Annotated in this window: 12 protein-coding genes and 1 tRNA gene; 2 read left to right on the top strand and 11 right to left on the bottom strand. The window is 68.5% G+C overall.

The window, feature by feature from the left end:
- Positions 1-7 precede the first annotated feature (7 nt).
- The 7 genes from ACLZOT_RS37240 to ACLZOT_RS37210 all read right to left on the bottom strand — a co-directional run bounded on the left by ACLZOT_RS37240 (position 8) and on the right by ACLZOT_RS37210 (position 7,362).
- On the bottom strand, positions 8-403 hold the full coding sequence (locus tag ACLZOT_RS37240) for a hypothetical protein (protein ID WP_416973584.1): 396 nt from the start codon (positions 401-403) through the stop codon (positions 8-10).
- A gap of 24 nt (positions 404-427) precedes the next feature.
- Positions 428-2,077: a hypothetical protein gene (locus ACLZOT_RS37235; protein ID WP_416973583.1), complete on the bottom strand. Its 1,650-nt coding sequence runs from the start codon at positions 2,075-2,077 to the stop codon at positions 428-430.
- A 218-nt stretch (positions 2,078-2,295) separates the two neighbouring features.
- Positions 2,296-4,002, bottom strand: coding sequence for a relaxase/mobilization nuclease domain-containing protein (locus ACLZOT_RS37230; protein WP_416973582.1), 1,707 nt, complete (start codon positions 4,000-4,002; stop codon positions 2,296-2,298).
- The gene (gene mobC, locus ACLZOT_RS37225) at positions 3,999-4,643 is read right to left on the bottom strand and encodes a plasmid mobilization relaxosome protein MobC (protein ID WP_416973581.1); all 645 of its coding nucleotides are present in this window, start codon (positions 4,641-4,643) and stop codon (positions 3,999-4,001) included. The genes ACLZOT_RS37230 and mobC overlap by 4 nt, the downstream gene beginning before the upstream one ends.
- A gap of 53 nt (positions 4,644-4,696) precedes the next feature.
- A complete protein-coding gene (locus tag ACLZOT_RS37220; protein WP_416973580.1) occupies positions 4,697-5,428 on the bottom strand; it encodes a DUF2637 domain-containing protein in 732 nt (243 codons plus the stop codon).
- 213 nt (positions 5,429-5,641) lie between these two features.
- A complete protein-coding gene (locus ACLZOT_RS37215) occupies positions 5,642-6,889 on the bottom strand; it encodes a DUF3631 domain-containing protein (protein WP_416973579.1) in 1,248 nt (415 codons plus the stop codon).
- Positions 6,890-7,122: 233 nt separating this feature from the next.
- Positions 7,123-7,362 (bottom strand): hypothetical protein, encoded by a 240-nt coding sequence (locus ACLZOT_RS37210; protein ID WP_416973578.1) that lies wholly within the window; start codon positions 7,360-7,362, stop codon positions 7,123-7,125.
- A 96-nt stretch (positions 7,363-7,458) separates the two neighbouring features.
- On the opposite strand from ACLZOT_RS37210, the gene ACLZOT_RS37205 reads away from it, so the two are divergent.
- Both ACLZOT_RS37205 and ACLZOT_RS37200 read left to right on the top strand, forming a co-directional pair.
- A complete protein-coding gene (locus ACLZOT_RS37205; protein ID WP_416973577.1) occupies positions 7,459-8,139 on the top strand; it encodes a helix-turn-helix domain-containing protein in 681 nt (226 codons plus the stop codon).
- Positions 8,136-9,668, top strand: coding sequence for a site-specific integrase (locus tag ACLZOT_RS37200; protein WP_416973576.1), 1,533 nt, complete (start codon positions 8,136-8,138; stop codon positions 9,666-9,668). The genes ACLZOT_RS37205 and ACLZOT_RS37200 overlap by 4 nt, the downstream gene beginning before the upstream one ends.
- Here the strand turns inward: ACLZOT_RS37200 and ACLZOT_RS37195 are convergent.
- The 4 genes from ACLZOT_RS37195 to ACLZOT_RS37180 all read right to left on the bottom strand — a co-directional run bounded on the left by ACLZOT_RS37195 (position 9,665) and on the right by ACLZOT_RS37180 (position 14,315).
- On the bottom strand, positions 9,665-11,122 hold the full coding sequence (locus tag ACLZOT_RS37195) for a hypothetical protein (protein ID WP_416973575.1): 1,458 nt from the start codon (positions 11,120-11,122) through the stop codon (positions 9,665-9,667). The two genes, ACLZOT_RS37200 and ACLZOT_RS37195, sit on opposite strands and share 4 nt — an antisense overlap.
- Before the next feature lie 269 nt (positions 11,123-11,391).
- A tRNA-Lys gene (locus ACLZOT_RS37190) sits at positions 11,392-11,464 on the bottom strand.
- An 88-nt stretch (positions 11,465-11,552) separates the two neighbouring features.
- Positions 11,553-13,091, bottom strand: a complete 1,539-nt coding sequence (locus ACLZOT_RS37185) for an amino acid permease (protein ID WP_416973574.1) — start codon at positions 13,089-13,091, stop codon at positions 11,553-11,555.
- Between the two features lie 597 nt (positions 13,092-13,688).
- Entirely contained in the window at positions 13,689-14,315 is a 627-nt protein-coding gene (locus ACLZOT_RS37180; RefSeq protein WP_416973573.1) for a GTP cyclohydrolase II, read from the bottom strand.
- Positions 14,316-14,335: the final 20 nt, after the last annotated feature.

Here is a 14,335-nt window from a genome sequence, read left to right as displayed (position 1 = left end):
GGTGTGGTCAGGATCCAGGCAGTAGCGCCACGACGGTGGACTGGACGAGTTGGGCTGCGGCCAAGAGGTTGGGGACTCCGCCGCAGCGTTCGACGAGGTTCTGGAGCATGTAGCGCAGGGTGCCGGGGTCGCGGGCGGGTTCGTCCAGGCGCGAGGTGATCATGGCGAGGTCACGCAGGGCGGCGTCCACCTCGGGGTATTGGCCGCGTAGTTCTTCCAGGCGCCGTCGAAGGTCGTCGATGCTGTCGCGGGCTTTGTCGACCGCTTCGTTGGTGATGTTGTTGGTCTGGCTGGCGTTCTGGGAGAACGCTGCGGCTTGGGCTGGCCCGGTCATGTTGCCGTGGTTGATGATGCCGAAGTTGGGTCCGTTGGGGACAGGGTCGGGCTGGCGGCGGATGGCCATGCGAGGCTCCTGTTGAGGTGCGGGTCAGTTCTTCTGGGAGGGGCTCTGGGAGAACGGGGCGGCCTGTGCGGGGCCGATCATCGTGCCGCCGTTCATGACACCGAAGTTGTAGATGGCGGTGGCCTGTTGCTGGTATGAAGCGATGTCGACGTTGTGGTCGCGCAGGAAGATCTCGGTGGAGTCGAAGACTCGGCGCTGCATCATCTGCACGTAGTAGCGGGCGTCGTCGTTGGTGTGCATGTCCTCGATCCAGCGAACGCTGTACACCTCTCGAAGACTGACCGGTCCGCTGCCCGCGTCGAGTTCGGGACGGCTGCGAGCCTTGCGACGCAGGAGCCGGTCGACGCCGACATAGATGTCGCCGACGGCGTTGAACGCATTGCGGCCGAGCCATCTCAGGCTCCGCGGGTTTGCGGGCTTGAGACCGGCGACCTTCGGGTTGAGCGGAGCCATGATGTGTGGCCGGACGGTGACGCGCAGAAAGCCGCCCTGGTAGGCAAGGTGGACCAGAACGGCGGCGATGAGATCACCGTTCCAGGCGGTGACCCGGGCCCAGATGTAGCGGCGAGCAATCTCGTCAGCGGGTTTGTCTCCGACGTTGTCTTCGGCGAGGGCGTGCAGGGTACGCCAGGCATCGCCGTCGATCTGGGCCCAGCGTTTGTGGTGGATGCCAGCGATGCCGATGACCTCCATGCGCGGGATGGGGTGATCGGGGTGGTGGGCGGGTGCCGGGTCGTCCAGGCGGCGTGCGACATGCGTGTGCAGCTGGGCAACGGTGAAGTGCTTCAGCGGCTTGCGCGCCACTGGTTGGTTGTGCTGAGCCAGGGCGTCTAGGACGGCCTTTGCCACCTCGGCCATGTCGGGCTGGCTTCGGCGTTGTGCGGGCGAACCGAGCCCCGAAGACAACCCGGGATCTTCGTCCCCCGTGTCCTGGTTCTCCGGGGCCGGCTCGACGTCGATGCCAATGACCGCAGGCGGCCACGCCTGAAGACCCGCTCCGAGAAAGCGGTCCCGGTCGCCGCTGTCGCGGCGCTCTCGGAGATACGGCAGGGCGTGGGCCTGGACGGCTGTCGGAGCCGAGTGCAGCTCACCGGCCAGCAAGGCGTTGAGGCGTGTTTGTGCCAGGTAGCGTTCGACCAGGTACACGCCCCATACCCCGACGACCAGGGTGAGGGCAGCCCACCCCACCGTCAGAGTTCCGGCGATGGCCTGCCAGAGGACAACCGCGACCACCACAGCGACGGCCCATCGCCGTTTCCACATGTGGCGTATGGCGCGGTCCGAGGCTTCCAGCACGGGTTCCTGGTGGAAGCCGTACGCCGGAACCGGCCGCTTCGACTTCTTGATCCTCCGCCGAACCCAGACCGCGTAGTCCTCGCCCACCACCACCGACGGGGGCACTGGTTCAGAGGAACCAGGTGCTTTCTCCGCTCCCTTGGGCGGAAAGAGCCACCGCAGCCGCTTCTTCACGGCTGCCTTCAACTCCTTCCACAGCCGTGCCAGTTCGGCGCGCAACACGGCCAGCCAGTCCGTGCGGGCGAAGACCGCAGCGCTCAACCGGCGAGTGATTCCCTCGGTATAGACCCCGTGCTTGATCACTTCCTTTGCATCAGCCGCAGTCCCCAACGGCACCGCCGGTACCGAAAAGACAGACTGATGCTCCGCGTAGGTCAAAGCCCCCCACCCCCGTGTCTCCGATGCCCCACCGCGACACCTGGATACGGCGGATGCAGAGGGGCATCGTCCTCGCACAGAGCAAGCGCTGCCATACCGCAAAACCACACGAATAGCCCACAGAGCCATTCGGATCGAACAATGACCGAAAGGCGCCTCCGTGTTGTGTGGTTACTGACGGTGCAGGTGATGTCCCGCCGGGACCCGGAGGCCGGGCGTCACCGGGAGCGTGGCCGCGCCTGTGCCGACTGTTGTGGGGCTGGGGCGACTGCTGCGATCGGAACCGCAGCACCGATGTGCCCTGCGGCAGCACTGCGAGCCTGCGCCGCACGGGCCCGTGCGCTGGGAACCGGCCGTACGCCGAGGCGTTGAACACGCCAGGTCAGGACTCGCGCGGGAGAGTCGGCATCGTCGAGGGCCCGTTGGCCGGCGGCCTGTTGAAGGAGCCGCTGCGGATCGTGGCCCGCTGCCTCGGCCTCGGCGAGGGCAGCGGAGAGAGCGCCGAAGGCGGGATCTTCGACGATCTGCTCGACACGGCCGGGCACAGCCTGGCGCAGGTGCAGAACGTACCGATCCACAGTCCGCCGGGGCGGTCGGCGCTGAGCGAGAGCGGCCAAGGGGGCGGCTGCGGCCTGACCGTAGGCGGCCTGGAGATGGAGCAGCGTCTGGCGCGCAGCCGCGACTTGCTGATCATGATGGCGGAGCTGGTGCCAACGGGCAGCGGCGATGACGACGAGGATCGCGGCGTCGAGGAACATCGCCAGGACGGCTCCGTCTTTGGGCGCAGGTTCGCGGAGCATGGCACGTACGGCGCCCCGCAGGGCCCTGGCGTGGTGGTGCTCGGCGCGAATGCGGGAGCGGGTGGCGCGCTCGAACGCAGTTGCCGCTTCTCGGAGTTGAGGCCGCACAGCTTGGGGCGTGACGAGGAGAACGGCGTCGAGAGCTTCACCGAAGGCGGCCAAGTGAGCCTGAGATGCTCCGTCGTCGGGTTGATCCAGGTGTTGGGGAATGCGTTCGGCGGCAGCTGTGGCCTGGTGCCAGGGGTCGGACCTTCGCTGGCCGGACTGGTCCGTGCGCTGCGGCGGCCCCATACTCGCCAGGCGTTCTTGGATCTTGGGGAGGGACAGGTCCGGGGCGAGTTTGGAGCCGGAGTACCAAATGGGACCTTGGGCGTCGTCCGCGACGGCGACCTTGTATCCGCGTACGTCCCCTGAGGGGAAGTGCACGACCTCGACCAGCACACCGTCGAGGCGGCTGAGCAGGCCGACGAACTCCTCGACGGTGGAGGCGGCGGCCACAGCGGTGCGGACGGTGGCGCGCAGGCGTTCGCGGGCGGTCGTGTCGTGGCCGGCGCGGCGGGCCTTCTCCTGTTCTGCGCGGGTGGGTCGTTCGGCGGCAGTACGGTCACCGCGGACGACCTGGGAGAGGCCGTACTTCTTCTCGATGGCGGCGAGTTCGCGATCGGCGGTGAGGTAGTCGTTCCAGTGGCGGGCGGTGCGCAGGTCGGCGCGGACTTTGGTGGCGGCGATGTGGATGTGGTCGGGGGCGTGGCGGACGGCGACCCATCGGCAGCCGTCCGGATCTCCGTCGGGTGCGATGCCGGTGGTGGCGACGACGCGGCGGGCGATGTCGGCCCACTCCTCGTCGCTGAGGTGGCGGTCGCTCTCGGCGGCCCGGATCGAGCAGTGCCACGTGTGCTTTTCAGGGGCGCGGCCGAGGCGCCCGGCCTGTTTGACGTGCAGGTCGAGGTCGGCCACGAGGAGCCTCCTCGTGGCGTCGAAGTCTTCGGTGCGGCCGGGGTCGGGGGCGAAGCCGTCCCAGGAGGCGACCAGGTGGGGGTCGGTGTGGTCCTTGGCCGTCCTGGTGTCGAACAGGTACCGGATCAGCCCGGCTGTGTCCTTGCCGCCGCTGATCTTCGCGATCATCGGGCGGGCTTCTTGGCGACGGCCTGGTTCGCGGCGGACGCGATGTGGCGGACGGTGGCGCCTACTGCGTCCAAGGCGGGTTCGACCTGGGCCAGCATGGCGTTGTCCCCAGGGTGTGGATGGCCGCCGGAGTTGAGCTTCTTGGCGATCTGGTTGATGTTGTGGCCGATCCTGGCAACCGCACTGCGCAGGGCGGTCAGTTCGTCGATGTAGTCGTCGAGCGGAGTGCGCTGGCCGGACAGAGCGAGGTCACCGTGGAGATGGGCCATGACGACAGCGCCGACGTAGTGGGCGCCGGCGATGTTCAGGGACCGGGCCTTGGCGAGGATCGCGGTCTTCTCGTCGGCGCTGTAGCGCACGTCGACACGCTCTTTGCGCTGGACGGGTTCGCGCTGACGGCGGCGGGCGACGCGGCGCAGCGCGGCGGCATCGGCGGCTCGCGACAGCGGAACGACGGGAGACTCGACGAGCTTGTCCTCCTTGGACACCTCCTGGTGCCCGAGCCCCTCCGCCACTCCCGGGGCGGAGGCACCCTCGTTGGACCGGCCCTTGGACGGTCCAACGGGATACCTTGCTGCGCTGTTCAGGCTGGTGGTCATCTCCTGCTCGGAGAGCAGGAGTTCGTGGTGCGGATCGCACATGGAGGGATTCTCCGAAGGTTGTTCGGGGGCTGATGGTTCGCTGTGCACCGAGGTCAGGCGGCGGTGGCGGAGGCCGTGTCGGGCTCCCTCTGCTGCGGGGAGGCGGCCTCGTCGAGTTCGGCCTGAAGGATGCCCTTGAGCTTGTCCGCCTCCGCCCTTCCGATGGTCAAGTCCCTGTCGCGGAAGGTGGCTTCGATGTGGCGGCGGGAGGCACGCCCGTTGCGTCCCAGTGGCGCAGTGCGCGCGAGGGCGAGCCGTTCGGGAGAGATCTTGCTGGGCTCGTGATCCTTCGGTTCGGCTGAGGAACTCGGTTCCTCAGCCACTTCGATGGCGGCCGGAGCCACATCGGCGGGGCCGTGAGCAGTGGGCTGGCGGTGGACGACGATGGAGAGATGGACCGCGCCGGCCAGGGCGAGCGGGGCGATGGCGGACAGGCCACCGACTGTGAAGTCGTCGAGGCGGAGGCCATCGCCCAGGCGGGTCTGCTGGTTGAGGCGGACGGCGTGCAGGGCGTTGGCCCAGATACTCGTCACGGTCGCGGCGCCGACGAGTGTCCATACGTACACGCGGGACCCTGCCGAGGCTGCGCGCAGCATCACGAGGACTCCCACGCCGATGGCGATGAACCCGTCGATCACCAGCGGAAAGACGTAGGTGAGAAGCCCGCGGACGTGGATGGCGACGGCCATCTGACGCAGGGCGTCGTAGGACAGTGCGAAGGCGAAAGCGGCGAGTAGAGCGATGCCGACGCGAATCGCGGCGGTGGCGGTGATGCGGGCAGACAAGCGGGGTGCTCCAGGGAACTTGAGGGGGCGGCGGCCTCGGCGCAGGGGAGGGCGAGGCGTGGCCGCCGGGAGATGCGGTGTCTCGTACCACTCGTCGCATGGCTGGTCAGCGCAGGTACGAGTGGGCTGGCGATGTCGAGACGACTCGTTGCGGGTCTTTCACTCGTCCCCGCGCTGACCTGCGCGGGGACGAGTGCGACGAGTCGGTGCGGGTCAGGCCGCGGAGTCGGGAAGGGGCTCGGCCACCGGAGCCGGTTCGGGGCAGTAGCGCGCCCAGGCGTCGAGGAATTGGTTGCGGGCGAAGCCCTTGGCCTGGGTGCCGTCGGGGAAGCGGCGGTTGGCCGAGCTGATGCCGTAGGGCTTCAGCAGCAGTTGCAGGCCACGCGGGGTCAGCCCGTTGGGGCCATACTCGGCCCACGGCGCTTCCTTGTCCGCGTTGAGGGCCTCCAGCAGGCGTTTCGTGCCCAGGACCGCCGGGTCGTTCTCGGCGGCGAAGGCCCGGCGGATGCCGACCAGGAGGCGGGTGCGCAGGCCGCCTTCCTCGTCCTGCCCGGCCTCGTAGTCGGTCATGACGCGGCAGGCGGTACGGGCGAGTGCGGGCCACTCGCCGCCGGCGAGGTCGGCGATGACCACCAGGGGTTCCCAGGTGTCGGCCGCGCGGTCCTCGACCGGCATCGGCGGCTCCATCTCCAGCGCCTGGGCGTACAGCGGCTGGAGCCAGGTGGTGAGCCGGTCACGGATCGCGTGCAGGGCAGGGGTGTCGCGGTGGGTGCGGAAGTGCGCCACCTCCTCGCCGTCCGCCCGGCGCCTCATCCGGATGACCACTGACCGGTCCATCACCGTGTCCGGCAGATCACCGATCCCGGCGAGCGCCGCCATGGCGAACGTGGGGAACGCGGTGGGCTTGTGCTCGGGCCCGGTCCCCCGCAGCGTGGGCCGGTTGCGCTGGTGCCCGGCGTTGATCAGGCCGCGCACCTCCTCGTTCTTCTCCGCCGCCTTGGCGGTGCTGAAGAGGGTGTCGGCCTCGTCGACCAGGAGAGCCGGCGGGTCCTCGTCGTCGATCGAGCGGAAGATGGCCGCCGCGCTGGCGTTGACCGTGATCAGCGGGTTGCGCACGGTCTCGGTGACCACGTCCAGCAGCCGCGACTTCCCGCACCGCTTCTCCGGAGCCACGATCGCCAGGCGCGGCGCGTGCTGCCACGCACGCTGTAGATGCGTGGCCGCGATCCACAGCGTGACCGCGGTGAGAGCCTCCTCGCCCGGCATCGCCACGTACCGCTTGATCTGCGCCCGTAGACCGGCCAGGACCCGCGCGCCCTCGGAGTCGGGCGACGCGTTCGGCGCCTCAACTGGGCTGGCGGGTATATCCGGTGTGCCGTCGACCGGTCGGCCGGGGACAGCGACCGGCGGCCACGAAGGCGTGTCGGAGTCGGAATAGTGCTCGGCTCCCGCGTGTTCCACGGGGCAGCTCCTCGTCTGGCGGCTGCGGGCTTGCACGCCTTTGCCGCCGGGTCGGTACTTCACGGGCCGTACGGGGTTGCTGGGGTCTCCGGCGTTGCACCGCCGGGGGCCCGTCCCGTTCTCGCGGGCGCCAGGCCATCGCGAGGGAACACGGACCGTACGTCCACGCCCGCCAACAGTCCAGCGTTTCTGTGTCAGCTCAGCGCAGAACGGTTTGCTACGCTGCCGACCTTTCACGCAGCCAGCCCGAGCAGTTCCAGCAGATTCGCGGTCACCACCCGGTAGGCATTGCCGAGCCGCAGCACCCTGCACGGGTACTCGCCACGCTTCGCCAGCTCATACCCCTTGCTCCGCCCGAGCCCCAGAGCCCGATTGCCCGTATCCAGGTCAACCGACACGGGAAGGGCGAGCAGCTCCTCCCGGCTCATCCCCTTCGAGCTCGTCGACCGTCCTGCGGTCGCGTCGTCGCGCATGCAGCGCACCCCTTTCGGTACAGCCCTCGGCGAACGCGGTCATCGCGTTCGGCTCCAGGCGTCTACCTACCAGGATGACCAAGCTAATGTGTCTTCATGACACAACGCGATTTCGATGATGAAGAGGACCACGTTCCCGAGTGGGAGGACCGGGTCAAGGCCAACGTGGCCGCCGAAGTCCGCCGGAGAAGGAAGGAGATGGGATGGAGCGCACAGGACCTGGCGGACCGGTGCGAGCAACTCGGGCATCCCATCCCGCGCAACGTCATCGCCAACATGGAGTCCGGCCGCCGGGCCAACCTCCCGCTCGTGGACGTCATGATCTTGGCCGCCGCCTTGGAGACGTACCCGGTCTGTCTGATCTTCCCGGTCGGCTACGTCGAAAAGACCCAAGAGCTTCCCTTCCAGGACCTGGTACCCACCTGGGACGCCCTGCGGCGCTTCACCGGCGCCGAGGACGTGCCCTTGTACGACGCGGGCCTGGTCCCCGACTTCGAGGTGCACGACAGCCTCGTACGCACCGCCTTGGCCGCCCTCGAAGAGGAAGAACGGGCACGGTTCGCGGCCAGGACGGCAAGCAACCGGGCTCAGCAGGAAGAAGCCGAGCGCAAGCGGACCAAGTACGCCGACGAGGCCATCTCCGCCAAGTACAACCTCCGCCACCTCCGTCGTGACATCCGCGAGGAGGGCGCCGTCCCACCCCACCTGCCACTCACCCTGAGCGACGTCGACCCACCCGAACCCGACCCCCGCACCACCCCGGAGGAACACGCTTGAAGGGCTCCACCCACCGCCGCTGCTACTGCCGCGCCCCCCACACCGGCAAGCCGCTCGGCAAGAAGTGCCCGAAGCTCTCCAGCCGCAAGCACGGCTCCTACTCCATACGCCAAGAACTCCCGCCCCGCGAGGACGGCACCCGCCGTTCCTTCAACCGCGCCGGCTACGAGTCCCTGAAGACGGCTCAGGCCGACCTCGACCACGTCCGCGCTCTGCTCGCCCTCGCGGACAAGGACGACCCCGACAGCCTCCAGCGCCTCGTCACCCTGCTGGAGGAGGTCTCAGCCGAGAAGGCCCCGCTGCCCGCCATCGAGGAGACCCGACGCCGCCTGCGGGCGGGCCTGGCCCTCCGTGGCAGCCTCACCGTCGGCGAGTGGCTCGACCAGTGGTTCGCCGCGAAGAAGCGCCGCAAGACCACGCTCAACGGCTACGCCTCCCACATCCGCGTCCACCTCAAGCCCCGCATCGGCCACGTACGCCTCGACCGCCTCAACGTCGGCCACCTGGTGGAGATGTTCGACGGGATAGCCGACGACAACGAGGTCATTGCGGCCGAGAACAAGGCCCGCCGCGAGCAGATCGTCCGTTGCAAACCGAGCAAGCCCGGACGCCCCATCGGAGCCGAGCGCAAACTGCTCGCAGCCGAACGAGCCAAGCTGGACGAGATGAAGCCGTTCCGGAAGATCACCGGCCCGGCCTCCCGCCAGGCGATCCGCCGCACCCTGCGCGCGGCCCTGAACTCCGCGATCGCCCAACAGCTCATCACCTTCAACCCGGCATCTCACGTCGAGCTGGAATCCGGTAAACGCCCGAAGCCTCTCCTCTGGACCGACGAACGAGTCCGACGCTGGCGCGAGACGGGCGAGATCCCCGGCCCCGTCATGGTGTGGACCCCGCAGCAGTTCGGCGCCTTCCTCGACGCGGCCGAGGGCGACCGCCTGTACACGATCTTCCACCTCATGGGCACCCGCGGCCTCCGTCGCGGCGAGGCGGTCGGCCAGGACTGGCACGAGATCGACCTCGACGCCGGCCTCATCACCCCCGCGAAGGAGATCGTGGTGGACGGCTGGGACCCCTACGAGTCCGAGCCCAAGACGGACGGCAGCGCCAACACGATCGCGCTCGACAGCACGACCATCAGGGAGCTGCGCGACCACAAGGCCCGCCAGGAGAAGGACCGCGCGAAGTGGGGCCCCGCCTGGCAGAACACCGGCAAGGTCTTCACCAAGGAAGACGGCTCCTGGCTTCACCCGGAGACGGTCTCCGAGACCTTCCGCCGCCTCCTCGCGACGACCGACCTGCCGCCCATCACCCTCCGGGACCTCCGCCACGTCGCCGCGACGCTCACGCACGGAGGCGGGGGCGACATCCACGCGGTGAAGGAGACCCTGCGGCACTCCACCATCACGTTGACCTCGGACACGTATACGAGCCTGCTCCCGGAGCTGGACCGTGAGATCGCTGAGAAGGCTGCGGCGCTTGTTCCTCGGGCTACCGCGTTGAAGGCTGCTAAACAGCGAGCAACCTAGTGCCTGGACCCACGGAAGGCGAGGATCAAGCGCACGGTCAGCTCCTGGGTAAGCTCGCGAGTGCGGCCGGCAAGCATTGCGGCGGTGACTGCTTCGTCCGGATCGGTCCTCACTGGGGTGTCACTTCTGTGCGAGAGGGTGGCTCGATTGGGATCAACCGTGCTGAGGCGTCCAATCATCACCATCATCGGCTTCTCGATACCGACCGCTGGCGCGTAGGCGGAAGCCGTCGCTACCTCGACAGCCTCCAGCAACGACAGCAGAGCGGTGATTCGCTCCTGAGCGTGCTCCTCGTCGAGTACGAAGGCGAGACCCGGCTGCGGCAGGGCCTCCCACGCACTCCGCTGGCCGGACCGAGTGATCGCCAGCCCAGCTGATCGCCCGTGGCGACCCACCACAGATGCCACCGTCATCTCGGCACCGTCGTGCACCTCAACGTGCTCGGTGTTCGAGAAAAACCCGCTGGCGCGGCCGAGGCTCACCAATTCATCGGCCAGCTCCCGCATGCGGGTCGCAGTGACCCTGCTCGTCATCAACACGGGCGCCAAGTGGACTTCCAGCAAGGAGGGACCGCTGGTGTAGGCGCTCGACGGCACGATGTCCCTGTACCAAGCCACGGTGGCGGGCTGATCGAGAGGTTGCCAGATCAGCTCGTCGGCAGGCTGTCCGGAAGCAGCTGATTTCGGGCGCAAGTCCGCATTAACGGGTTTGAACTGAGCGATCACTTCCGCCAGGAAGAGGGCCGCGTGCCGCGCTCCGGCTTCCTGCATGCCTGCACCGTCGGTGTTCTGTTTGGTTCCGTTCGCCATATCGCTGATCCCACGAACCAAAAGGAAGGGAACCCCCGCCTTGGTAGCGGCGTTGGCGAAACCTGCGCCTTCCATCTCCACAGCCACGGCGTCGTTGAAGTTCTGGTCCAAGAGGACGCGGGACGGAGACCCTGCCGGAGCGTCCAGCACCAGGTCGCCAGCCGCGATGGGCTTGAAATGCACCTGGGTCGCGTCTCGTTCCATTTCCGGCAGTCGCCCCCGCCAGTCATCCACGCTGTCGACGTGCATGGCCACCTGCTGAAGATGATGCGTGGTTTCCCAACTGCGGGGGCGCCCCTTGAACCCTCCTGGGCTCTCCTTACCTCCGTGGTACGCATACACCTCAGAAGCCACGACCACGTCGCCTGGGGAGACATCGGGCTTGAGCGACCCCGCAATACCGACGAAGAAGATGGCCTGCGGACGTACAAAATTGATGGCCCGCTCGGTGATCACCGCCGCGGAATCGTTCCCCGGTCCGGTGGCGGCCAGATAGATGGTCCAGGACGTACCCGGGAGCCGACCTCGCTCGAACACCGTTCCCGCTTGGTCGACTCTCTCAAGCCCCTCCAGCAGGCGACGTACTGCCCTACGTTCCAAGGGCAATGCCGTCAGCACGACAAGTGTGTCCTCAGATGCGTGCATGACCGCCCCCTTGCCGCCACTGCTGTGTGCATCTCGCGCTCATACCGTAGATCCAGTGAGCCTCGCCGAAGCGGGTGGTCATCGGCGTGTCGTCACGCGAGGAGATCGCCCATCAACTGTCGCAGTGATGCTCCTCAGCTTGCACCCTCGAACATCCGCTCACGCATCGCTCACGCAAGGGCCCGAAAACGAGTCAGCGTCCGAGCCGACCGAAGCCGACCCGGACGCTGCGTAGCAGGTCAGAGGGAACATCCCCTACCTACAGCCCGTAGGCCCTGTCGGACTCGAACCGACAACCAATGGATTAAAAGTCCACTGCTCTGCCAATTGAGCTAAGGGCCCTGGCCGATGTTGCCCCCCGAGCATAGCCGCCCGCGGCCGTGTCGCCGATCGGGTATAGGGGACACGGCCGTGTCAGGGGGCGGAATCGTCAGGGTTGGGTGGGTTCCTGGGGCGTGCGGTCGGGGTTGAGGAACCAGTGGCGGGCCGAGGCGAACCACCAGGTCGCCGCGGAGCCGAGGACGACGAGGACGGCGATGGGGGCGTAGTTGAAGGTCTCCCAGGTGACGGGGGAGACCTGGGGGAGCATGAAGAGGACGGTGATGAAGACGACCCAGGTCACGGAGATCACGCCGATCACCCCGGACCAGCGGCCGAGGTGCCAGGGCCCCCGTTCGAAGGCGGCGCCCTTGCGGACCCGCAGGAACGTCGGGATGACGTACGCGATGTAGAGCCCGATGACGGCGATGGAGGTCACGGCCGCGTACGCCGTCTCGTTGATCAGGTAGGGCAGGCCGAGGACGAGCGCGCCGCCCGCGGCGAGCCAGACGGCGGCGACGGGGGTGCGCGTACGGGGGCTCACCGTGTGCCAGACACGGGAGAAGGGGAGCGCGCCGTCGCGCGAGAAGGCGTAGATCATGCGGGAGTTGGCGGTCACGGACGCCATCCCGCAGAACAGCTGGGCGCCGATGACGACGAGCAGGAGCAGCTTCCCGGAGGTCGCCCCCAGCGCGTCGAGGAGGATCTGCGCGGGCGGCACCCCGGTCTCGGAGTTCAGCTGCGCGTCGTACGACTGGATGGCGAAGGTGAAGCCGAGCAGGAGTACGAACCCGGCGATCCAGGAGGTCCAGATGGCTCGGACGATGCCCTGCGGGCCGGCGGTCGACGCGTCGTGGGTCTCCTCGGTCATGTGCGCGGAGGCGTCGTACCCGGTGAACGTGTACTGCGCCATCAGCAGCCCGAGCGCGACGACGTACACCCCGCTCCCCCACCCGGTGTTGTTGACGAACTCGCCGAAGACGAAGGACGCCGACTGGTGGTGGTCCGGCGCGAAGGTGAGCGCGCCGACGATGACGGCGACCCCGAGGACGTGCCACCAGACGCTGACGCTGTTGAGGAAGGCGACGATGCGGACGCCGAAGGTGTTGAGGAGGCCGTGCAGGAGGAGGATCGCCGCGAAGAGCAGGATCGTCCGGCCGGGCGTCACCTCGAAGCCGAACTGGAGGTTGAGGTACGCGCCGAGGAACGACGCCGCGCCGAAGTCGACGCCCGCGGTCACGGCGATCTGCCCGAGGACGTTGAACCAGCCGGTGAACCAGGCCCAGGCGGCGGCCGTCCGCGGGGGCGCGAGGCGGTGGGCCCAGAAGTAGAGGCCCGCCGAGGTGGGGTACGCGGAGCAGATCTCGGCCATCGAGAGGCCGACGAACAGCGTCATGAGCCCTACGGCGACCCAGCCCCAGGTGATGACCGCCGGGCCGCCCGTGTTCATGCCGAACGCGTAGAGGGTGAGGCAGCCCGACAGCACCGAGATGATCGTGAAGGAGACGGCGTAGTTGGAGAACGCGGACATGCGGCGGGCGAGGACCTGCGTGTAGCCGAGCTGGGCGAGGCGCTCCTCGTCGGAGGCCGGGGACGGGGGCGGGGCCTGGGTCGAGCTCCGTTCGGCGGGTATGGCGGAGTCTTCTGTCATGCCCCCAGCAATTCCCTTGCCAGGGGCGTGACATGCGTCACAAGTGGCTAAAAACAACGGCTGGGAGGCGGGTTCGCGGACGGGACGAGTAGGCTCCGCCGGCGAATCCACCGAGGACGGGGAAGGCCGATGCGGTACTGCGAGCGCCACGAGATGCACAACTGCGCCGACTGCGCTCCGCCCGTACCCCGTGGCCTTGCGCCCACCGGCGAATGGGACGAGTGGCCGGCGGCCGCGATCATCATCCACGCCAGTGGCAAGGCCCACCTTCCCGGCTGCGGGCACATCGTCCCGGCCGATATCCGGCCACCGCTCTACGGCTGGGTGCTCGATCCCTCACCCGGAGCATGGCGCCGCCTCGCGCCGTCCAGTCCGCTCGGTGCCACACGGGGCAACACCGCGCGGGTGGCCGTGAGCCGTTGCATGACCTGCGACGCGACGCAGTAGGGGCGACCGGGAGGCGACTGCCGACCGAGCCTCGCGGCCCGGCCGGGGTGCCCGGAGGTGGGGTCAGGCCCGGGTGAGGCGGACCGCGACCGTCTCGGCGGACTGTCCGGAAACCGCCGCTACTGGTCGAGGGCTTCGGCCGGGCGCGTTTCAGCCCGCGTTCAACTCCGCCAACGGCAGCGTGTGGCTCGTCTGGAGGACCTTCGCCCGCAGGTACCGCACGTTGTGCGGGGTCGTGAAGACGCCGGTGGGGACGCGGTTCTGGACGTCGATGCCCAGCCCCCGGAGCTGGTCGGCCTTGTCGGGGTTGTTGGAGAGGAGGTCGAGGGAGTCGATGCCGAGGGCGGTGAGCATCTGGGCGGCGGCGGTGTAGTCGCGGCCGTCCTCGGGGAGCCCGAGCGCCTTGTTCGCCTCGTACGTGTCGAGGCCCTGGTCCTGGAGGGCGTACGCGTCGAGCTTGTTGTAGAGGCCGATGCCGCGGCCCTCCTGGCGGAGGTAGAGCAGGACGCCGCCCGTCTCCGCGATGCGCTCGACCGCCTCGCGGAGCTGGGGGCCGCAGTCGCAGCGGGCGGAGCCGAAGACGTCCCCGGTGAGGCACTCGGAGTGGAGGCGGACCAGGGGCACGCCGTTGGGGGTGCCGAGGACGATCGCGATGTGTTCCTGGCCGTCGGTCAGTCCGTCGAAGGTGACGATCTCGGCGTCGACGCCGTAGCCGTCGGCGAAGCGCAGCGGGACCCGGACGCGGGAGCGCGGCGTGGCGGCGGGGAAGTCGGGCATGCGGGTCTCCGGGGGCCGGG

This window comes from Streptomyces sp. 4F14 (assembly GCF_048159485.1).
Lineage (GTDB): Bacteria > Actinomycetota > Actinomycetes > Streptomycetales > Streptomycetaceae > Streptomyces.
Note: the sequence above shows the minus strand (reverse complement) of the source record. Positions and strands in the feature narration are given on the sequence as shown.